Genomic DNA, 20,183 nt, shown 5'->3' on the forward strand with positions numbered 1-20,183 from the left:
CCACCGAGATTTCCAGTACCTCCTCCCGTGCCGTTCCTGACTTCCGACCTGCGTCTTCCTCGCCTCTGAGCTGGGAAAACAGCACCGTTACCGCCTCATTCCCGCGCCTCTTCCCGCCTTCCTACCCGTCTTTGCGCCGGGACCCGTCCCGGTGCCTTCTCCGGCTTGTCGTCCGTTCCCGAAACCGGCTTCTCGACCGGTTTCTCCTTCCGTACGTCGGCACGCAGCAGTCCCCGTGCGATACCGCTGCGCCGAGCCGCCTCCTCCGCCGTTTCACCCGACACGACCACATATCCGTTCCCGGTCCCATGGGGGACCGGCACGGAATCCCCCGGGGAATAGGGAAAATTCACCGCCTGGGTATACGGCAGGGCGCAGATGCTGTCGATTCCGGCGACCGTGCGCAGCCGCCCCGCGGGTATGCGGAAGAAATCGATCGCGGCGAAACGGGCGGCCTCGGGGACCGGGCCCAACTCCTTGCCCAGGAGGGAGTCGAACACCGCGGCCTCGAGATCGAGGCCGCGGGCGATGTCCACGAGCAGCGGAATACGGTCACCGCCCAGACCGGCCCGCGCCGAAAGGACCCGAGGGCCCTCCGGGGTGGCCGCGACCTCGAAGTGCGCCGGTCCGAAGCGGTGCCCCGCGGCGTCCAGTACGCGGGTGACCAGCCGGTCCACCGCCGGCCGGTCGAGGGCCGCGGGCGGAGCCGGATGGAGGTGGCCCGTGCCGTGCCGGGCGGTCACCCCGATGACCTGATGTCGTCCCTGCGTGGAGAACGCCTGAACGCTGAATCCCGGCCACTCCGGCACAGGGCCGGAGGGACCGGGACGAGGGATCGGATCATGAGGGGCGGGGCGGACGCGGCTCAGCGCACGGACGGCGGACGGCGGGTTGGGGGCCCGTCCGAGCCGCCATGCCTCTTCCAGCGCCGGCAGCACCCGGTCCAGCGCGTCGTCGGCGGACAGATGCAGCACATGGCCGATCCCGTGCCGCCGCACGGTCGTGTGCACCAACGCACGCAGCCCCCGCTCGTCGGAGAGGTCCGTGAGCAGGAGCTCGTGCGAGGCGTCCTCGATCCGGCGCAGGCTCCGCGCGTCGGTGAGCCGCGGATCCCACAGGGACCACACGTCGAATCCGGCGGCGACGGCCTTACGGACGAGCCGCTGCCGGGGCAGCACCAGCAGGAGCCGCCTTTCGTCAGTTCGAGCCCCCATGGTCACGAGCCCGCCTCTCTCTTGTTGTGGGGGGACCGGAGCCGTAACCGGGTCGGCTACGCCGCCGCTTCCTGAGGCGTCGCCGCGCCGATGTGGCCGGCGACCGCGTCGACCAGGCCGGCGAGGGCCTCGACCACGGAGGGCTCGGTGATGACGCCCTCGGGCGTGCGGAGCGCGATCGCGTTGCCGACCGCCACCTGCTCGCAGTCGACGAGCTTCGCGCCGCAGTTGCCGAGGATCTGACGCACGTGCGGCTGGACGTTCTCGCCGCCGGCCGGGCCCGGGGAGGCGCTGACGACGACGGTGGCCAGGCCCTCCAGCGGCGCGCGGTCCGCGTCGCCCGGCCGGGACAGCCAGTCGAGGGCGTTCTTGAGGACGCCCGACGGGTAACCGTTGTAGGCGGGGCTGCTGATGATCAGTACGTCGGCGGACGCGACCTCCGCCTTGGCGGCGAGCAGTTCGGGTGTGCCGCCGGTGCTCTCCAGGTCCTCGTCGAAGAGCGGGAAGTGACGCAGCGACAGCTCCGTGACCTCGTAGTTCTCGTCCCGCTGCTCCAGGAGCCGCCGGACGGTGGCGATCACGGCGGCGTTCGCCGACTCCCGGCGGATGCTGCCGGAGGCGAGCACGATCTTGGGCATGGCGTTGGGTCCTCTCCGAGGTTCCGTCCGGGCGCACGACCCGGCTCCGGTCGTTGAGTGGCGAGCATGCCGGGGCTCGTTCCCGTCCCGTTCCCGTCCTGTTCCCGCCCGCCTCCCCGGGATGGGGGGCGGGGCGGGGGTGTCGGCCGGAAGGGGATTCCGGGCCCCGCGGTGGGACGGAAGGGGGGAGCCGTCTCGCGCGGGGCCCGGAAGCAGGGGGGTGGCGCACAGCGTCTGGGCGCTGGTGGGGCGGGTGCGGGTGGGGGAGCTGTGGATCGCGGGGTGGGAGCCCCGGCCGGCCGGGGGACAACCGGCCGGGGAGTCAGGGGGACCGCGACGGCGCCGCCGCGGACCGGAGCCCCGCCGTGGGCACCGGAGCCGGCTCAGCCGGCGATCCGCGCCACCCGGGGGCGGGCGAGCACCTTGTAGTCCTCGGTCCGGATCGCGACCGACAGGTCGAGGCGGCCCGCGGTGAAGTAGATCTCCTCGTGCTCCAGCAGCGCCGGGGCGACGACGAGCTCCAGCTCGGGGCCGCAGGCGAAGGGGAGGACGGCGCCCCGCGGGGTCCCGCTGAGCCGCTCGGCCTCCTCCGGTGGGGTGAACGAGGCCGCCGTGCCGCCGAACAGACGGGCCACCGCGACCAGGTCGACCGTCCGGTCGCCCGGCACCACCGCGACGACGTCCCGGATGACGCGGCGGCCGCGCCTGACCCGGACCATGAGGCACCGGGCCGACTGCTCCAGGGGGCTGCCCCGGAGCCTGCTGGCCTCCTCGACCCGGTCCTCCGGCGCGTGCGGGATGACCCGGTAGCGGGCCCCCCGCAGATCGAACGTGGTCAGCAGGCGCGGCCAGTCACGGGTGTGCTCCGCGGCGGGAGCGGTCGCCTCCGGGGCGGGCGCGGCCGACGCCTCGGGCGTCGTACCGCGTGAGCGGTCGGTGTCGAGCAGGGTAGGCACCGGATCCCTCTCCTTAGGTTCCTCGGGTCGTCCCTCGGGTTCGTCGCGTGCTTTCCGCCGGCACCCGAAAGGTCGCAGACGCGCCTCCCCTTTCCCTCCTGCCTCGTTCCCGCCCCGCCCCCGCGCGCCCGGAGGAGCGGTGGAGTCCGCCTCGACGCCCGCCCGCGCCGCCCCCTTGATCTCCGAATGGTCGCGGGCCGGTAGCGGCTTGGTCAGGGGTTGAGGCGGTCGGGGCGGGGAATCAGGGAGACGCGTAGCGTGTTCGATGACACGGCAGGGGAAAGATCCTCCCTGAGCAGTAGAGTCAATCCCTTTGCCTACCTATTACTCTTGAGCCAAGGCCACGCAGGGTGGCCATGGAGGAGTGAAATGAGGAGCAGCAACCCGGTCTTCTCGCGACGGGGGTTCAGCCGCGACAACGGCTACGCGGGCTTCAACACCGCGCCGCAGGCCGGGGGAGCAGCTGTCGGCACCCAGGGCAACCCGTACGCCCAGCAGGGCGCCAACCCGTACGCGACGAACCCGTACGCCCAGCAGGACCTGCAGCACGGCGCCCCGCCGCAGGCCCCGGTCACCACCGGCCGTATGACGATGGACGACGTCGTCATGCGCACGGGCCTGACCCTCGGCACGGTCATCGTCGGCGCCGTCCTCGCCTGGGCCCTCCTGCCGGTCTCGCCGACCAGCTGGGGCCTGGCCATCGGTTCCGCGCTGATCGCGTTCGTCCTGGCGATGGTGCAGTCCTTCAAGCGCAAGGCCTCGCCCGCGCTGATCCTCGCGTACGCCGCCTTCGAGGGCGTGTTCCTCGGCGTGATCAGCGAGATGTTCAACAGCCAGTGGGACGGCGCGCCCTTCCAGGCGGTGCTCGGCACCATGGCCGTCTCCGGCGCCACTCTGCTGGTCTACAAGGCCGGCTGGATCCGGGTCACCGCGCGGTACGCCCGTATCGGTCTGACCATCGCGATCGCGTTCATCCTGGTGATGGCGGTCAACCTCCTGCTGGTCGTCTTCGGGGTCGCCCCCGACGGCGGTCTGCGCAGCATGGGCCCGCTCGGCGCGATCGTCGGCATCTTCGCGATCCTGCTCGGCGCGTTCTTCCTGACCCTCGACTTCAAGCAGATCGAGGACGGCATCGCGTACGGCGCCCCGCGTGAGGAGTCCTGGCTGGCCGCGTTCGGCCTCACCATGACCCTGGTGTGGATCTACATCGAGATGCTCCGTCTGGTCGCCATCTTCAGCGGCGACGACTAGGACGGCCGGCAGGGGGCGGGCCACGCGCCCGCCCGCCCGCAGTCAGGCGAAGGGCCCCCGGACCTCACGGTCGGGGGGCCCTTCGTGGTGTCACGGCGCCCTCAGCGGAGCTTCCTCGCGGCCCTCCTCAGGTCGTACTCATGAACGATCGCCTTGGCGTGGCCGTACGCGAGGTCGTACTCGTGCCGGAGCCAGCTGACCTTCTCCTCGAAGTTGAAGAGAGCGGGGCCTTCATCGACTTTGCGCAGCCAGTCGGAGACTTCACGACCGGTGCAATGGGGGATGCGGGCGAGCAGATTGCGATGGGTCTCCTCGGAGAAGACTTGGGACATCGGCGCCTCCGGACGAAAGGAAATGTAAGCCGGTCCTTCAGGTCACGTTGCCTGAGTGGCGGCGTATTGGCAACAGTCCGGCTCCTGCGCGTACGCTCGCGGCGTGCTTGATACGACGCCGTTGACCCGTGCCGTGGACCATTTCGCCGACCGGTTGCGGGCCGCGCCGCAGAGCCGGTTGCAGCGTGGCGCCGCGGCGGAGGCACTGGGGCTGGCCAGGGAATTGGCACTGCGTGCCCAGCGGCTGGAGACCCCGGACGAACCACCCCGGGAGATGCCGGACGCCGGGATGTTCGCGGCGGCGGACCAGGTGATGGTCGCCGGGAACGATCTCGCGCTGGTCCTGACCGACGAGGCCGGGCTGGCGGAGGCGGTGGCGCTGGTGGAGGAGGCCCAGAAGCGAGCGGGTGTGTAGATCCCGCCGGGCGCCCCTCGCGGATCGCCTACAGGGATGCGATGACCCGGTCCGCCAGGATGTAGACCACGTCGTCGCCGCACTCGAAGGTGAGGGTGTACGCGCCCGAGATGCCCGAGCCGCCCAGCAGGACCGGGGCGTCACCGGCCTGGAGGGCCCTGGCGAGGCGCTCGGCGGTCTCCCGGTGACCGGGGGTCATGCACAGGGTGGTGCCGTCGGCGAAGACGTACACGTCGAGCGTGCCGAGGGGGCCCGGACGGACGTCGGCCAGCTCGGTACGGGAGGCGGCCAGGTCCTCCAGACAGGCGACGGTGCGCTCGTGGTCGTTGGTGACCGGGGACTGCACCGGCACGAAGTCGGGGTGCGAGGGGTGGCGGCGGCGGGCCGCGGCCAGCTCCGCCGACTCCCCGGCGAACTCGTCGCCCTCCAGGCTCGGCTCGGTCACCGGTTCCAGATGCTCCAGACCCGCGAAATCGGACTGCCGGGGCAGGAACAGCTCACTGTCGGGCAGACCCAGCAGGGAGGGCGCGTCGGAGGCGTCACGGGCCTCCTGGGCGGCCCAGAACGCCCGCGCCTCGGCCAGCTCACGCTCCCGCTCCTCGGCGAGCGCCTCGGCGACGGCGGCGCGTATCTCCTCCGTGTCCGCGGCCGGACGGGCGGCGGGCACCACGGCCCGCGCACCGGCGGGACGGCTCTCGGCCAGTTCGTCCCGCAGAGCGGCGACCTGACGGCGCAGCCCGCTGAGGGTGCGCAGGACGGCGACGCCCACGGCGGCGGTGGCGGCCGTGGTGAGCAGCAAGGCGATCGGCATGGCGCTCACTGACGTACTCCCGGTTCAAAGTCGACCCCCGACTTCCTACATCAGCTTGAAGGGCGGACTAACCAGCTGTCAGTGCGTAACGTCACGAAAGGGACAGGACTTTGCCTGGGTGTTTCGTGGTGAAACGGCTCTGACCTGCGTAAATCGCTCTCCCGGGGGAGATAGGTCACATCCTGGGGGAGATTGGATCACAAAACGGCCCGGAGCCCCCGGGATTCCGGGGCTCCGGGCCACAGCGTCACGCCGGGTTCCCCCGCGGTGACGGCGGGGCGGTCAGCTGAGGCGCTCGATGACCATCGCCATGCCCTGGCCGCCGCCGACGCACATCGTCTCCAGACCGAACTGCTTGTCGTGGAACTGGAGGGAGTTGATCAGCGTGCCGGTGATCCGGGCGCCGGTCATGCCGAAGGGGTGGCCGACGGCGATGGCGCCACCGTTGACGTTCAGCTTCTCCAGCGGGATGTCCAGGTCGCGGTACGAGGGGATCACCTGGGCGGCGAACGCCTCGTTGATCTCGACGAGGTCGATGTCGCCGATGGTCAGGCCGGCGCGGGAGAGGGCCTGCTTGGACGCCTCCACCGGGCCGTAGCCCATGATCTCGGGGGACAGGCCCGAGACGCCGGTGGAGACGATCCGGGCGAGCGGGGTCAGGCCCAGCTCGCGGGCCTTCGTGTCGGACATGATCACGAGGGCGGCGGCGCCGTCGTTGAGCGGGCAGCAGTTGCCGGCGGTGACCAGGCCGTCCTCGCGGAAGACCGGCTTCAGGCCCTGCACGGCCTCCAGGGTGACGCCGGCGCGGGGCCCGTCGTCCTTGCTGACCACAGTCCCGTCGGGCAGCGTGACGGGGGTGATCTCGCGCTCCCAGAAGCCCTTCTTGATGGCTTCCTCGGCGAGGTTCTGCGACCGGACACCGAACTCGTCCATGTCCTGGCGGGTCACGCCCCAGGAGCGGGCCAGGTTCTCGGCGGTCTGCCCCATCGAGATGTACGGGTCGGGGAGCAGGCCGTCCTCGCGCGGGTCGTGCCACGAGGCGCCGACCGACTTCGACACGGCCTCGGTGCGGGCCTCCGCCTCGGCGAAGAGCGGGTTGTGGGTGTCGGGCATGCCGTCGCTGGTGCCCTTCACGCTGCGGGACACCATCTCGACGCCGGCCGAGATGAAGACGTCGCCCTCGCCGGCCTTGATGGCGTGCAGGGCCATCCGGGAGGTCTGCAGCGAGGAGGAGCAGTAACGGGTGACCGTGCAGCCGGGCAGGTGGTCCATGCCCATCTGTACGGCGACGATCCGCCCGAGGTTGTGGCCCTGCTCGCCGCCGGGGAGACCGCAGCCGAGCATCAGGTCGTCGATGTCCTTGGGGTCCAGCGCCGGGATCTTGTCCAGGGCCGCCTTGATGATGGTGGCGGTCAGGTCGTCGGGGCGCAGGTCCTTGAGCGAGCCCTTGAAGGCGCGGCCGATGGGGGATCGGGCGGCTGAGACGATCACGGCTTCGGGCATCACGGCTCCATTGGCGTACGTATGGTGCCCCCCGTAGCGCGCGGGGGCAGGGCTGTGGGGGAAGTTACCCGTACGTATGGGCGAGGTCACGGGCATGGGGGTGTGACACCGGCCGCACTTTTCTAAGCGCTTGCTTTTTTGGGGCCGGGCGCCTTGTAGCCCGGGGGTGCGGGTGGTTCTGGCGGGTGCGGGCCCGTCGTGGCCGTTCGCGCGGTTCCCCGCGCCCCTGAAAAGCGACCAGGACTGCGCCCCGTGCTTCTCGACGGCGCCATCCCGCTGAAGGCGGGGCCGCAGGCCCAAGCCTTCAGGGGCGCGGGGAACTGCGCGACCAGCCCCCACCCACCCGCACCCGCCAAACCGCCCGCCCCCCGAGCTGCCAGGCGCCCGGCGTCACGCGGACGGTTCGGCCGCCGTCGTGGGGGCCGGGTCCGTCGCCGGCACCCGCCGGCGACGGCGCCGCTTCAGGAGCGCCCACGGCCCCCGCGGCCCCGTCGGCATCGCCGCCGTCACCTCCGTGCCGGCCTCGGACGCCGCCTCGGCGGCCGCCCGGGCGACCGGCAGGAAGCCCTCGCGGCGGGAGACATCGGGACGCTCCTCCTCCGCGGGCCACAGGTTGAGCGCCGCGCACACGGTGGGGAGCACGGCCATCGCAGCCGTCGCGTACCCCTCCGCCGAGGGGTGGTAGTTGTCGGGGCCGAACAGCTCGCGCGGGTTCGCCGCGAACTCGGGGCCCAGCAGGTCGCCCAGCGACACCGTGCGGCCGCCCTGTTCGACGACGCCGATCGTCTGGGCGGCCGCCAGCTGCCGCGAGGCCCGTCGGGCGAGCCAGCGCAGGGGCTGCTGCACGGGCTCGATCGTGCCGAGGTCGGGGCAGGTGCCGACGACGACCTCCGCGCCGGCCGTGCGCAGCCGGCGTACCGCGGCCGACAGGTGCCGCACCGAGCGGGTCGGCGGCATGCGGTGGGTGACGTCGTTCGCGCCGATCATGATCACGCAGACGTCGGGGACCCGGGCCGGGTCCTCCAGCACCAGCGCGACCTGGCGGTCCAGGTCGTCCGACTGGGCACCCGGCAGCGCGACGTTCCGCAGCTCCACCGGGCGTTCGGCCACCGCCGCGAGCCCCGACGCGAGGAGGGCGCCCGGCGTCTGCCGGGCCCGGTGGACGCCCTGCCCGGCGGCGGTGGAGTCACCGAGCATGACCAGACGGAGCGGCGGGTCGTCGGAGGCGTCGTACGCGCCGTCGTACGGGGCGAACGGGCCGAAGGGGCGGCCGTACCCCCTGCCGTAGGAGCGGCCGTAGAGGCCCTCCGCGCTCGGCGGGTGCGGACTGTTGCCGTTGCCGACGGCCCGCTTGGCCATCCGCACCTCGGCCAGCAGTACGCCGACGGCCGCCGCACCGACCAGTCCGATGCCGCCGCCGCCGTACGCCGCGCCCGCCGCGATGCGCCGGGCCACCCTCGCTCTGGACATGCTCGACATGCGCCGCCGCCACCTCCTCGTAGCCGTACACCCACTCATTGCCCCGTAGCGGCCCTCGGCCAATCCATGCGGCGAGTGAACAGTGAGGAGATCAAGAGGGGCGGGGCTTAGGCTGGCGGGACATCAAGACCATCACTTTTGCGGCTCCGGAGACAACGGTGCAATTCCACGACTCGATGATCAGCCTCGTCGGCAACACCCCGCTCGTGAGGCTCAACAGCGTGACCGAGGGCATCCAGGCGACCGTCCTGGCCAAGGTTGAGTACTTCAATCCCGGCGGGTCCGTGAAGGACCGCATCGCCCTGCGCATGATCGAGGCGGCGGAGAAGAGCGGCGAGCTGCGGCCCGGCGGCACGATCGTCGAGCCCACCAGCGGCAACACCGGCGTCGGGCTCGCGATCGTCGCGCAGCAGAAGGGGTACAAGTGCATCTTCGTGTGCCCCGACAAGGTCAGCACCGACAAGATCAACGTGCTGCGCGCGTACGGCGCCGAGGTCGTCGTCTGCCCCACGGCCGTCGCCCCCGAGCACCCCGACTCGTACTACAACGTCTCCGACCGGCTGGTGCGCGAGACGCCCGGCGCCTGGAAGCCGGACCAGTACTCCAACCCCAACAATCCCGAGTCGCACTACCACTCGACCGGCCCTGAGCTGTGGGAGCAGACGGAGGGGCGCATCACCCACTTCGTGGCCGGCGTCGGCACCGGCGGGACCATCTCCGGCACCGGGCGCTACCTCAAGGAGGTCAGCGACGGCCGCGTCCAGGTCGTCGGCGCCGACCCCGAGGGTTCCGTGTACTCCGGCGGCTCCGGGCGGCCGTACCTGGTCGAGGGTGTCGGCGAGGACTTCTGGCCGACGGCGTACGACCGGACCGTCGCCGACGAGATCGTGGCCGTGTCCGACAAGGACTCGTTCCAGATGACCCGGCGGCTGGCCAAGGAGGAGGGCCTGCTGGTGGGCGGCTCCTGCGGCATGGCGGTCGTCGCCGCGCTGCGCGTCGCCGAGCGGCTCGGACCGGACGACGTCGTGGTGGTCCTGCTCCCCGACAGCGGGCGCGGCTACCTCAGCAAGATCTTCAACGACGAGTGGATGGCCGACTACGGCTTCCTTGAGGACGAGGGGCCGAGCGCCCGTGTCGCCGACGTCCTCACCCACAAGGAGGGCGGCTCCATCCCCTCGCTCGTCCACATGCACCCGGACGAGACGGTCGGTCAGGCGATCGACGTGCTGCGCGAGTACGGCGTCTCCCAGATGCCGATCGTGAAGCCGGGCGCCGGGCACCCGGACGTCATGGCCGCCGAGGTCGTGGGCTCCGTCGTCGAACGCGAGCTGCTCGACGCGCTGTTCACCCAGCGGGCCTCGCTCGACGACCCGCTGGAGAAGCACATGTCGGCGCCGCTGCCGCAGGTCGGTTCCGGTGAGCCGGTCGGCGACCTGATGTCCGTGCTCGGCCGGGCCGACGCGGCGATCGTGCTGGTCGAGGGCAAGCCAACCGGGGTCGTCAGCCGGCAGGACCTGCTGTCGTTCCTCGCCAAGGACGGGGTCAGGCAGTAGGCGGACAGGGCCGAGCGGGAGGCCGGCCGGGAGGAATCACTCCAAGAGGGCCCCAAGGGTGAAGATTTGCGCGGGTATCGCGTGCGACTTCGCAGAAGTGGTACGAGCGCGTCACGTCCGCGCAGCACCCGCTTAACACGGGCCCGGCACATTAGTGGGTGTCGGCAGGGCGGTGGGGGTACCTCCCAAACGTTCAGCACTGGGGGAGGCTCCCCGCCCCGGCCGGCACCCGAAACGGCGTCAAGGACCTCCGGAGCGGCTCCCGGACCTCCATGGACGCCACGGACGCGAAGCCCGGCCTGACCCGGCCCGCGTCCCCGCGGGGACCGCCGTCGTCCCGCCCCCCGTCACACGGGGGTGCGGCGGTCCCCGCGCATACTTCTACGCGCGGCGCACTCCTACTCCTGCCAGTCCGGGTCACCGGACCTGTCGGCCTTCCGCCTGCCCAGGCGCGGGGACGTGCGCAGGGCCCAGGCCACGTTCACGCCGACGATGCCCGCCCAGGTCACGAAGAGGCCGGGGAGTTCGGCCACGCCGCCGCCGATGCCGGAGAGCGGGATGGCGACGACGAGGGAGACGACGCCGAAGCCGTAGCGCTCGCCCCAGGAGTCGGTGGACCTGGGGGAACGGGGGCCGCGGGCCACCACCATCTGCTGCTCCGCGACCTGGCGCCGGACCCGGCGGTCGACCGCCCCGTCGATCCGCTGGTCCACCTTCTCCAGGAACGACTCCACGAGGGCGGACTCGTAGTCCTCACCCAGCTCCCTGCGCGCGTGCAGGGTCGCGGCGAGTTCCTTCTTGAGCTCGGCGTCCCCGAGCTGCACGTCACGGCCATCCATTCCGGTCATACCCTCACGGTAGGCACCGCCCGGCCCCCCGACACTGGGGACAGCCCCCCTGTTCCCCCTGAGCCCAGCCCCCGTCCCACCGTTCTCCCTCGGTGGTCGTGCAGGGGTGTGCCTTGAAGGGGCTGCATAGGGTCATGCAGAGTTCTCGGTGGCTGAATAGGGTGGGGTCGGGGAGCCGGCCGAGGGAGGTCGTGGGTGGTTGCTACTGGGCTCGTCGTACTCGACGGCCGCGGGCTCGGCGTGGCCGATGTCGTGCGGCTCGCCGACGGCCACGCGCGGCCCGTCCCCGACGGCGGGGCGCTCGGCCGCGTCGAGGAGTCCTGGGACGCCGCCCGGCGCATCGCGGCCATCGGGCGGGTCTACGGCCGCTCCACCGGCGTCGGCGCCAACCGCACCGAGGCCGTGCCCACCGAGGCCGCCGCCGAGCACGGCCTGCGGCTGCTGCGCAGCCACGCCGGGGCGATCGGCGAGGAACTGCCCGCCCGGCAGACCGTGCGGGCGTGCGGCGCGTACCGCCTCGTCGTGGGCTGCGAACTCGTCGCCGCCGTACGGGCGTTGCGTCAGCGTGAGTTGAGACCCGAGCCGGGGCTGCCGGTCGCGCGGGCACTGGAACTGGCCGAGGCCGTGCTCGACGCGGACACCGCCGACCGGCCGCTGACGAACGATGTGGGCGCGGCGGCCGTACTGCTCGACCGGTTCACGGAGATCTGGACGGATGTCCCGGCGGACGCCCGGACGCAGGTGCAGGCAGGAACGCAGAGGGGGAGCGCGTCATGAGCGCCGAGCGGAACACCGGCGGCACGGGGGCGGCGGGCGGTGCGGACAGCCCCGCCGCGCGCCTCCAGACGCTGTTCGAGGGGCACCGGCTGACGCCCACCCAGCGGCGGATCGCCCACAGCATGGTCCGGCGGGCCGCGGACGTGCCGTTCCTGTCGAGCGTGGAGCTGGCCGAACTCGCCGGGGTGAGCCAGCCGTCGGTGACCCGGTTCGCCGTGGCGCTCGGCTTCGACGGCTACCCGGCGCTGCGCCGGCATCTGCGCGAGGTCGCGCCCGCCGAGCCCGCCTCGGCCGCCGCCGCCCTCAACGAGTACCAGCAGGCCGTCGAGGCCGAGATCGAGAACCTGCGGCATCTGGCCGAGGCGCTCGCCGACCCCGCCCCGGTCGCCCGGGCCGGGCGGCTGCTCGCCGCGTCCAGGCCGCTGCCGGTGCTCGGGCTGCGGGCCGCCGCCGCCCAGGCGTACGGCTTCGCGTACTTCGCCGCGAAGGTCCACCCCGACGTACGGCTGCTCCACGAGGGCGGCAGCATGCTGCACGACCGGATCGACGCGGCGGTACGCGCCGGCGCGAGCGCGCTGCTGTGCTTCGCGCTGCCCCGGCACCCGCGCGAGGTCGTCGACATCCTCGCGTACGCCAAGGAGGCCGGGCTGACGGTCGTCACGGTCGCCGACTCCGCGTTCGCGCCCGTCGCCAAGGTCTCCGACCTGCTGCTCCCCGCCGCCGTCGGGACCGGGCTGGCCTTCGACACGGCCTGCGCGCCGATGCTGCTCGGCCGGGTGCTGCTGGAGGCCATGTGCGACGACCTTCCCCAGGCGCAGGCGAGTCTGGAGGACTTCGACGCCAAGGCCGCGGCCCGGGGACTGTTCGTGGAGTAGCGCGCCCTGCGTGCGGCGGATCGCCGGGTGACGCCTCGTTCGTGCGGCGGCACCTCTTGGGTTCGGGGCCGGTCAGTGGTATTTCGCTTTCTCAGGCACGTTTCACCTTCGCTGGTTAACGTGCCTGGCGACTGACGTACGACAGGGAAACCGAACCTGGGACACGGGAGGCGGGAGAGTGGCGCGCGGAGGACAGGGGCTGGCTCGGGTGGCCGTCGTGGTGCGGGCCGGGGCGGCACCGATGTGGTGGCTCGGAGTGGTGGCGGCGGGTGCCGGTCTGGTGCCCTCGGGGCTGACCGGACGGCGGATCGGGGTGCTCGCCGGAGCGGCGTTGTTCCTGGTCACGGCCGTGGTGGTCGCGGCGCTGCGGCGGGGGCGGTACACGGAACTGGCGCGCGGGGCCGCGCGGGCGGGCAAGCACGATGTGCTCCAGGACCGCGCGGTGACCCTGCGGAACTGGCGGCGCGGACACCGCTGGTGGCTGTCGCTGGCGTTCGCCGCGGCGGTGGCGTCGTCGTTCGCCGTCCCGGCGGCGGGCGGGATGCTCCTCGCCGGCGCCGGCACCGGCCTGTGGCTCAAGGCGGGCCGCCTCGGCCGCCGGGAACGCGCCGACGGCCACCTCCTCTGGGTCCGCGTGGACTGGCTGTCGTCCCGCGGCGGCGCCCCCGCCGGCAAGCGCGTGACCGGCTACCGCTCGACGGGCGCCGGCGCGGGCGACGCGGGCCCCGGCGGCGGCAGGCGACCGGCGAGGGCGATGACGGCGGGGCGCGTGTAGACCGCTCCTCGCCTCTGCCGAAGGGAGAGCGCGGCGGCGTCCGGGCGGACGCCGCCGACGGGAGGTCAGACCTCGCCGCGCACCCTGAGCACCAGCTTGTTCACCGCCCACAGGGCGATGCCGATGGCCAGCAGGACGGCCGCGCGGACGTAGACCTCGGCCGGCCGGTCGGCCAGCGGGCTCGCGAGCACGAGGGCCGTGACGGCGCCGAGGACCGGGAGGACCGTCGGCGTGCGGAAGTGGGCGTGGTCCACCCGGTCCCTGCGGAGGACCAGCACCGCGATGTTGACGGTGGCGAAGACGCAGAGGAGCAGGAAGGCGGTCGTGTCGCCGAGGCCCTCGATCTCACCGGTGGAGACCAGGCCGATCGCGAGGACGGTGACGAAGACGATGCCCACGACCGGTGTGCGGCGGCGGGGGAGGACCCGAGCCATCCCGCGCGGCAGGATGCGTTCGTTGGCCATGCCGTAGCAGAGGCGGGAGGCCATCATGATGTTGATCAGCGCGGAGTTGGTGACCGCGAACAGCGCGATGAGGGCGAAGAGCTTGTGCGGGAAGTCCACGCCGCCGGCCTTCACCACTTCGAGCAGGGGCCCGCTGGAGCCCTCCAGCGTCTCGTGGTCCACCAGCAGCGACGACACCAGCGCCACCAGGACGTAGATCGTGCCCGTCACCGCCACCCCGACGAAGATCGCGCGCGGGAACGTCCTGACCGGGTCCTTGGTCTCCTCCGCCATGTTCACCGAGTCCTCGAAGCCCACGAAGGCGAAGAACCCCAGGGCCGTGGCACCCAGGACGCTCGTGAGCAGGGCGTATCCCGAGCCGCTCGCCTCGAACTCGGTGAGGCGCGACGGCTCCCCGTCGCCGTGGAGGACCGCCCACGCGCCGATCGCGAGGATGATCACCAGCCCGGTCAGCTCGACGAGGGTCAGGACGACGTTCGTCTTCACCGACTCCGAGACGCCGCGCAGGTTCAGGGCGGCCAGCAGGACGATGAAGGCGATGGCGACCAGCGTGGGCGGCAGCGCGTCGTTCGTCAGCTCGCCCAGGTAGTCGCCGCTGAAGGCGCGGGCGGCGGCGCTCGCCGACGACAGGCCCGAGCACATCACCATGAACGCGACGATGAACGTCAGGAAGGGCAGCTTGAACGCCTTCTGGGTGTAGAGGGCCGCCCCGGCCGCCTTCGGGTACTTGCCGACCAGTTCGACGTACGAGGCCGCCGTCAGGATCGCCACGACGAAGCCGATGACGAAGGGCAGCCAGAGGGCCCCGCCGACCTTCCCGGCGACCTTGCCGGTCGTCGCGTAGATGCCGGTGCCGAGGATGTCGCCGATCACGAAGAGGATCAGCAGCTTGGGGCCGAGCACCCGTTTGAGGCCGGGCTCCTGCGCGGGCGCGGGCGCTCCGGCGGTCGTTCCGGTGGTGGACAAGAGAACCTCCCCCGATCGGTGATCCGTCCGGGGGAGTTCTGCCCTGTGCCGCGCCGTGGATGCCTGTGCGAGCGATTCTCAGAGGTTGACCAGAGGTTGGCCCGAGGCCGGGCCCGAGGTCCGGCTCAGCTGGCGCGCAGCGTCCGCTTGGCCAGCTCGTACGCCGGGAGCATGTCCTCGTGCTCCCGGGTGTCGAAGCCGCCGAGGTGGACGACGACGGGGCCCCGCGGCGTCACGGTGAGGAAGGCCCGCTCCTTCTTCGTCTCCTCCAGGGCCTCACTGGTGTAGAGGTACTCGACCTCGGCGCCGGACACTTTCGAGTCGGAGGAGAAGTCGCTGTACTTCGCCTTGCTCGTGGCGCCCTCGGCCTTCACGAACTCCCGCAGCAGGGCCTGCGCGTCACCGGCCTTCGCGCCCGCCTCGCCGGTCCACACCCGGATGAAGCCGATGTTCCCGGCGGGCTTGGCGTCGATCTCGCACGCGGCGGTGAAGGGGCCCTGGTGCAGCAGCGCCTCGGCCAGTTCGGCGGCGACCTCGTCCCCGCCCTCCGCCCCGGCGTCGACGGCCTCCGCCTTCCAGTTCTCCGCCGTGTCGAAGGACACCGGCAGCTCGCAGGCGGAACCCTTCTTCCCGACCGAGCCGCCGCGCACGGCGACGTCGTCCCCCTCGCGCCGGCCGGCGGAGTCCGCCGCCCCGCTGGCCGAGGCCGACGGCTTGGTCCCGCTGTCCTCCGCCGGTTCCGAGCACCCCGCCAGCAGACCGGCCAGCACCGCCACCTGGACGAGCGCCGCCCCCCGTACCGCTCTTCGCACCGTCACCCTCTCCTCGTCCGCTCTCGATCCGAAGCGGACACGGTAGCCGAGGGGGTACGCCAAGTTCGTACGGGTGTGCTGTCATGCGGCCGCGGCCCGGGGACGTACCTGGGCGGCGCGCCCCGGTCGGGGTGCGCCGCCTCGTGGGTGGGACTTCGGGTGTCAGACCTCCAGTTCCGCCTCGATCCTCTTCAACTGGTGCCTGGCCATCGCCAGGTTGGCCCGCTTGGCGTCGAGCACCAGGTACAGGAAGAGGCCGTTGCCGCCGCGGCCGGTGAGCAGCCGGATCAGGTGGTAGGCGTCGGACAGGGTGATCAGGATGTCCTCGATCTCGCCCTTGAGGCCGAGGTGCTCCATGGTGCGCAACTTGGCGCGGACGACGTCCGTGTTGCCGGCGGCGGCGACGGTGAGGTCGAAACCCTTGCTGCCGCCGATCGTGCCCAGTGCCATGCCGCTGGTGTAGTCGACGAGGGCGGCGCCGGTCGCGCCCTCGATCGACGCGAGGGCCTCTTTGAGTGCGGTCTCGGTGTTGGCCATGGTGTGCGGTGTCCTTTCAACTCTCTGACGTACTCGGTGCGTTGGGAGCGGTTCGGGGGGTGGATCGGGAGGTCGTGGCGCCGGGTGTCCGGCGGGGCATGGTCGACCTGACCGTGGCCCGGGACGGCGTCTGCGACGGGGGCGGTTCGGTGCCCGGGGGCGGGGTCTGGGCGAGGGACCTGGCCGGGGCCCGGCCTGCGGTGTCGGCCGGGGGCCTGATCGCGGGCCTGCCGAGGACCGGGTCGGCCGCGCGGCGGGGCGAGGCGTCCACCAGCTCGCCGATCCGGGTGCCGGTCCGCCGGCCCTCCAGATGCAGCCGGCCCACGTTGACCCGGTCCTGGGCGAGCAGCGTGAGCACGGCGGAGGCGCCCGCCGCGTACGTCGCCACATAGCCCTGCTCGCCGCGCAGCAGCAGTTCGCGGAGGTCGCCCCGGCCGCCCGCGTCGGTGATGCGTACGGCGACGCCCAGTGCGGCGGCGGTGAGCGCGGCCAGGCCCTCCGGCTCCACGCCGGGGGTGTCGTGGGCCAGCACCAGCCCGTCCACGCTGGCCGCGAGCGCCCCGGTGAGCTGGGGCACACGGGCCCGCAACCGGTGCAGTTCGTCGAGGACTTCCGCCTCGGCGGCCATGGGTAATCTCCTCTCGGCGGGGCGCTCCCGCTGCCGCTCAAAGGGCCTCCAGCGCATCCCTGAGCCTTTGCAGTAGGGCGATGTCGGGGTCGGCGGTGACCAGGGGCCACGGCGGGGCGGGGACGGGGGCGGGGACGGGTGCCAGGTGCGGCGGGGTGTGGACCGGCGGGGTGTGGACCGCCGGGGCGTCTGCCGCCGGCGGCACGGTGGGGACGGGCGCGGCGGCCGTCACAGCCGACGAGCCGTGCGGGGCGGCGTACGGGGTGCCGTACGAGGCGGCGCCCGGGACGCTGTCCGGTGCCGGCGGTGTTCTGGGCGGGTTGGGTGGGGCGGGCGGAGCGGGGGAGATCAGGCCCGCCGCGGCCAGCCGGCGGACGGCCACCAGGGTGTGGAAGGTGGGCCGGCCGAGGGCCAGGGAGATGTCGGCGGCGGTGCGGAAGCCGTTGATCTGGTCGAGCACGGCCCCCTGGCGGACCGGGACCGGTGGTGAGGAGAGGCCGACCGCCCGCATCAGGGGGGCGTCGTCCGTCGTCGGGTCGGGCCAGATGCGGTGCAGCAGGTCCCGGCGGCGCAGCGCCTCCCGCGTGACCGCGGCCACCGGCACCGGGCGTATCGGTCCCAGCCAGTGCGCGGCGCCGTAGCGGAAGCGGGCCGGGGCGCTGCTCGGCCCCAGCACGAAGTACGCCGCGTCGAACAGGGCGCCCGCGTGGCACAGCTCCAGCGTGCCCTTGGCGACCCGGCCGCTGTCCACGAGGAACCGCCCGACCCGCAGCCCGGCCCCCGCCGTGTCGACGGCCTCCCGCCAGCCGTCGCCGTCGAGGACGCCACCGGCGCTGAGCAGCACGTCGAGCCCGGGGGAGCGGGGGCTCTCGGCGTGCACGACCTCGCCGTCCGACAGATACAGCGAGCCGGACTCGCGCAGCAGCACGCCGGTGGCCCGCTCGGCGGCGAGCCGGTGCAGCATCGGGGAGACGGCGTGCCGGGTGTGTTCCCCGCGGACGGGCAGCGGGGGCGCCGATGCGGTGATCACGCTCATGCCAGCACCAGCCGCCCCGCCATCTCGCCGAGCCGGATCCGGGCCAGCGCGAGATTGCCGTCCGACCTGGCCAGCCACAGATGCAGGAAGACACTGCTGTCGAACGTCGTCCGCACGAACCGCAGCACGTGGTACGTGTCCCGGTTGCTGACGATCAGGTCCTCGACCGGAAGGTCGGCCCCGGACCAGTCCGACCCCTCCTCCGGGGCGAAGGCCCGGTGCTCCGCCGCGAGCCGGGCCAGTTCCGCCGCCTCCGCCGCGGTCGTCTCGTGGTCACCGCCGGGCGCGTCCCCGACCGTGCCCAGCGCCAGTCCGCTGGTCCAGTCGACCACCGCGGCGCCCAGGGCACCGGGCAGCCTCATGGCCTCCACCAGACACTCGTCGATTCCGGGCACCGTGGCTCCCCTCCTGCCTGCGGTTCGGCTGAGTGACGCAGACGCTACGCAACGTGTGCGCGAGGGGTGAGTGTTCTGGCATTTTCCGGCGGAACATGCGGAGGGGGGTCTAGGGTGGGTCGACTTGCCTCGTTTTCACCGCTGTTGAGCTGCGGGAGGGCCGTCGGTGCGCTGAGGTGGGACTATGCGGCCGACTCGCATACGGCCGCCGCCCGGCCCGCCGGGCATCCCCCATTCTGGGGGGATCGAGGGGCGCGCGAAGGGAAGCACCCGACATCCCGAGCGCCCCCCACCGCGTCCCCGCCGAGGCCGGGGAACCGCGCGGCCGACCGCGAACGCCCCTGCGGGCCGCACGGAATGCCGGCGTCAGAGTCCCAGCAGTCCCGAGCGCTCCCCGCCGCCCGCCTCCGCGACGACCTCCTCCGTCGTCTGGGCCCGCCGGATCACCGCGAAACGCACCCCGCCCTCGCCCTCACCGGGCGCATAGCCGTAGATCGCGGGCCTGGGCAGCGAGTTGTACCCGTAGTGGTGCGCGAAGTAGTACGCCCCGGTGTCCAGCGCCGCCGCGTAGTCCCCCGGTTCGAGGCGCGGCAGCGAGCGCCCCCGGGCGAGGAGGTCCCCGGCGAAGCAGGCCGGCCCGGCGACGTCCTGCACGACCGCCGGCCCGTCCTTCACCCGGCCCTTCCCGTCGTACGCCGCGATCCGCAGCGGCCACGCCCCCGGCGCGTACACCGTCCGTGTCGCCACCTGCACGCCCGCGTGGGTGACCGCGACGGCCCGGCCGCCCGCGCTCTTGGTGTACTCCACGCGCGCGACGACCGTCCCGTGCTTCGCGAGCAGCGACCGGCCGAACTCGGTGACCAGGCCGTACCGCCCGTCGAACAGCCCCGGCACCGCCTCCGCCAGCAGGCGCGCGTACTGCGCGTGCGTCGGTGTCGCCGCCTCCGACGCGAAGTTCACCGGCAGCCCGCCGCCGATGTCGATCGTGTCGATCTGCTGCCGCCCGATCCGCCGGTTGATCTCCTCGGCCAGTTCGTAGGTCTCGGCGATCCCCCGGGTCATCAGCGACAGCGGCACGCCCTGCGACCCGGAGTGCGCGTGCAGCCGGCTCAGCCAGGGCCGCTCGAGATACGCCCGTACGACCCACTCGCGGGCGCCCTCGTCCCGGAGCGGCACCCCGAACTTCGAGGTGGCCGTCGCGGTGGACAGTGCGTCGATCGCGCCCCCGCCCACCTGCGGGTTCACCCGGATACCGAGAGGTGAGCGGGTGGTGGCCGAGCGGACGAGCGCGTCGATGCGGTCCAGCTCCTGCGGATTGTCCGCGTTGACGGCGATGCCCAGCGCCAGCGCCTCCCGCAGCTCCGCCGGCGTCTTGGCGGGGGAGTCCAGCACGGTCTCCCGGGGCGACACCCCGGCCGCCCGCGCCAGGGCCAGCTCGCCGGGGCTCGCGACCTCCGCGCCGATCCCCGCCTCGCGCAGCAGCCGCAGCACCGGCACCAACGGCGTCGCCTTCACCGCGAACGCGTGCAGCACCGGTGTGCCGGGCGCCGTCACCTCGTCGAAGGCCCGCCGCAGTGCCGCCGCCGACGCCCGGATCCCGGCGACGTCCAGCAGTCCGATCAGCGGCGTGCCCGGCCCGAGCAGCCCCTGCTCCACGGCCGCCCGTACGGCGTCGTCCCGCCGGGCCGCGCGCTCGTCGTCCGTCTCGAACAGCCGCAGCGTGCGCTCGGCGTCCGCCTCGGCGTCCCCGTCCGGCCGGGGAGCGCGGCCCCCGGGCGCGCCCTCCCGCCGCGCGGCGGGATCCTCCGCCGCCCCGTCACGCCGGGCGGCGGGCCCCGTCCCGTCGGCCCCGCGCGTCGCGTCTCCCATCTCGTCCCCCCGTGGTGGTGTCGTTCCCGGGCCCATGCACCCAGTGTGT

At 73.0% G+C, this 20,183-nt stretch carries 21 protein-coding genes; 6 read left to right on the plus strand and 15 right to left on the minus strand.

Annotation, left to right across the window (positions count from 1 at the left end):
- Nucleotides 1-95: 95 nt before the first annotated feature.
- From ACZ4Z2_RS04540 to ACZ4Z2_RS04550, 3 genes are all read right to left on the minus strand, one after another.
- Nucleotides 96-1,214, minus strand: a complete 1,119-nt coding sequence (locus ACZ4Z2_RS04540; RefSeq protein ID WP_468072264.1) for a hypothetical protein — start codon at nt 1,212-1,214, stop codon at nt 96-98.
- 56 nt (nt 1,215-1,270) lie between these two features.
- Entirely contained in the window at nt 1,271-1,852 is a 582-nt protein-coding gene (locus tag ACZ4Z2_RS04545; protein ID WP_468072266.1) for an NADPH-dependent FMN reductase, read from the minus strand.
- A 383-nt stretch (nt 1,853-2,235) separates the two neighbouring features.
- On the minus strand, nt 2,236-2,808 hold the full coding sequence (locus ACZ4Z2_RS04550; RefSeq protein WP_468072268.1) for a YbaK/EbsC family protein: 573 nt from the start codon (nt 2,806-2,808) through the stop codon (nt 2,236-2,238).
- A gap of 369 nt (nt 2,809-3,177) precedes the next feature.
- On the opposite strand from ACZ4Z2_RS04550, the gene ACZ4Z2_RS04555 reads away from it, so the two are divergent.
- Complete coding sequence (locus ACZ4Z2_RS04555; RefSeq protein ID WP_468072270.1) at nt 3,178-4,059, plus strand: Bax inhibitor-1/YccA family protein; 882 nt, start codon at nt 3,178-3,180, stop codon at nt 4,057-4,059.
- A 101-nt stretch (nt 4,060-4,160) separates the two neighbouring features.
- Here ACZ4Z2_RS04555 and ACZ4Z2_RS04560 read toward each other — a convergent pair whose 3' ends face one another.
- Nucleotides 4,161-4,391, minus strand: coding sequence for a DUF4287 domain-containing protein (locus tag ACZ4Z2_RS04560; RefSeq protein ID WP_009338122.1), 231 nt, complete (start codon nt 4,389-4,391; stop codon nt 4,161-4,163).
- A 103-nt stretch (nt 4,392-4,494) separates the two neighbouring features.
- Between ACZ4Z2_RS04560 and ACZ4Z2_RS04565 the strand changes: the two genes are divergently transcribed.
- A complete protein-coding gene (locus ACZ4Z2_RS04565) occupies nt 4,495-4,806 on the plus strand; it encodes a hypothetical protein (RefSeq protein WP_468072272.1) in 312 nt (103 codons plus the stop codon).
- A gap of 28 nt (nt 4,807-4,834) precedes the next feature.
- Here ACZ4Z2_RS04565 and ACZ4Z2_RS04570 read toward each other — a convergent pair whose 3' ends face one another.
- From ACZ4Z2_RS04570 to ACZ4Z2_RS04580, 3 genes are all read right to left on the minus strand, one after another.
- On the minus strand, nt 4,835-5,617 hold the full coding sequence (locus tag ACZ4Z2_RS04570; RefSeq protein ID WP_468072274.1) for a hypothetical protein: 783 nt from the start codon (nt 5,615-5,617) through the stop codon (nt 4,835-4,837).
- Between the two features lie 282 nt (nt 5,618-5,899).
- Nucleotides 5,900-7,120, minus strand: coding sequence for an acetyl-CoA C-acetyltransferase (locus ACZ4Z2_RS04575; protein ID WP_468072276.1), 1,221 nt, complete (start codon nt 7,118-7,120; stop codon nt 5,900-5,902).
- Nucleotides 7,121-7,510: 390 nt separating this feature from the next.
- A complete protein-coding gene (locus ACZ4Z2_RS04580; protein WP_468072277.1) occupies nt 7,511-8,599 on the minus strand; it encodes an SGNH/GDSL hydrolase family protein in 1,089 nt (362 codons plus the stop codon).
- A gap of 158 nt (nt 8,600-8,757) precedes the next feature.
- Between ACZ4Z2_RS04580 and ACZ4Z2_RS04585 the strand changes: the two genes are divergently transcribed.
- Nucleotides 8,758-10,152, plus strand: coding sequence for a cystathionine beta-synthase (locus tag ACZ4Z2_RS04585; RefSeq protein WP_468072279.1), 1,395 nt, complete (start codon nt 8,758-8,760; stop codon nt 10,150-10,152).
- 398 nt (nt 10,153-10,550) lie between these two features.
- Here the strand turns inward: ACZ4Z2_RS04585 and ACZ4Z2_RS04590 are convergent, their stop codons facing one another.
- Nucleotides 10,551-11,000 (minus strand): hypothetical protein, encoded by a 450-nt coding sequence (locus tag ACZ4Z2_RS04590; RefSeq protein WP_468072281.1) that lies wholly within the window; start codon nt 10,998-11,000, stop codon nt 10,551-10,553.
- A gap of 195 nt (nt 11,001-11,195) precedes the next feature.
- Between ACZ4Z2_RS04590 and ACZ4Z2_RS04595 the strand changes: the two genes are divergently transcribed.
- The 3 genes from ACZ4Z2_RS04595 (at nt 11,196) to ACZ4Z2_RS04605 (ending at nt 13,427) form a co-directional block, all read left to right on the plus strand.
- Nucleotides 11,196-11,777, plus strand: a complete 582-nt coding sequence (locus tag ACZ4Z2_RS04595) for an aromatic amino acid lyase (RefSeq protein WP_468072282.1) — start codon at nt 11,196-11,198, stop codon at nt 11,775-11,777.
- The gene (locus ACZ4Z2_RS04600) at nt 11,774-12,652 is read left to right on the plus strand and encodes a MurR/RpiR family transcriptional regulator (RefSeq protein WP_468072284.1); all 879 of its coding nucleotides are present in this window, start codon (nt 11,774-11,776) and stop codon (nt 12,650-12,652) included. Before ACZ4Z2_RS04595 ends, ACZ4Z2_RS04600 begins: the two co-directional genes overlap by 4 nt.
- Nucleotides 12,653-12,830: 178 nt before the next feature.
- Nucleotides 12,831-13,427, plus strand: a complete 597-nt coding sequence (locus tag ACZ4Z2_RS04605; protein ID WP_468072286.1) for a hypothetical protein — start codon at nt 12,831-12,833, stop codon at nt 13,425-13,427.
- Between the two features lie 65 nt (nt 13,428-13,492).
- Here ACZ4Z2_RS04605 and ACZ4Z2_RS04610 read toward each other — a convergent pair whose 3' ends face one another.
- The 7 genes from ACZ4Z2_RS04610 to ACZ4Z2_RS04640 all read right to left on the minus strand — a co-directional run bounded on the left by ACZ4Z2_RS04610 (nt 13,493) and on the right by ACZ4Z2_RS04640 (nt 20,134).
- Complete coding sequence (locus ACZ4Z2_RS04610; protein WP_468072288.1) at nt 13,493-14,857, minus strand: APC family permease; 1,365 nt, start codon at nt 14,855-14,857, stop codon at nt 13,493-13,495.
- Nucleotides 14,858-14,982: 125 nt separating this feature from the next.
- Nucleotides 14,983-15,675, minus strand: coding sequence for a lipoprotein (locus ACZ4Z2_RS04615; protein ID WP_468072290.1), 693 nt, complete (start codon nt 15,673-15,675; stop codon nt 14,983-14,985).
- Between the two features lie 156 nt (nt 15,676-15,831).
- On the minus strand, nt 15,832-16,206 hold the full coding sequence (locus ACZ4Z2_RS04620) for a roadblock/LC7 domain-containing protein (protein ID WP_033524857.1): 375 nt from the start codon (nt 16,204-16,206) through the stop codon (nt 15,832-15,834).
- 16 nt (nt 16,207-16,222) lie between these two features.
- Nucleotides 16,223-16,834, minus strand: a complete 612-nt coding sequence (locus tag ACZ4Z2_RS04625; RefSeq protein WP_468072292.1) for a roadblock/LC7 domain-containing protein — start codon at nt 16,832-16,834, stop codon at nt 16,223-16,225.
- A 37-nt stretch (nt 16,835-16,871) separates the two neighbouring features.
- The gene (locus ACZ4Z2_RS04630; RefSeq protein WP_468072294.1) at nt 16,872-17,870 is read right to left on the minus strand and encodes a hypothetical protein; all 999 of its coding nucleotides are present in this window, start codon (nt 17,868-17,870) and stop codon (nt 16,872-16,874) included.
- Nucleotides 17,867-18,265, minus strand: a complete 399-nt coding sequence (locus ACZ4Z2_RS04635) for a hypothetical protein (protein WP_055538428.1) — start codon at nt 18,263-18,265, stop codon at nt 17,867-17,869. Before ACZ4Z2_RS04635 ends, ACZ4Z2_RS04630 begins: the two co-directional genes overlap by 4 nt.
- Nucleotides 18,266-18,631: 366 nt before the next feature.
- Nucleotides 18,632-20,134: a type III PLP-dependent enzyme domain-containing protein gene (locus ACZ4Z2_RS04640; protein ID WP_468072296.1), complete on the minus strand. Its 1,503-nt coding sequence runs from the start codon at nt 20,132-20,134 to the stop codon at nt 18,632-18,634.
- Nucleotides 20,135-20,183 lie beyond the last annotated feature (49 nt).

It is taken from the genome of Streptomyces sp. NPDC030183, from assembly GCF_055573455.1.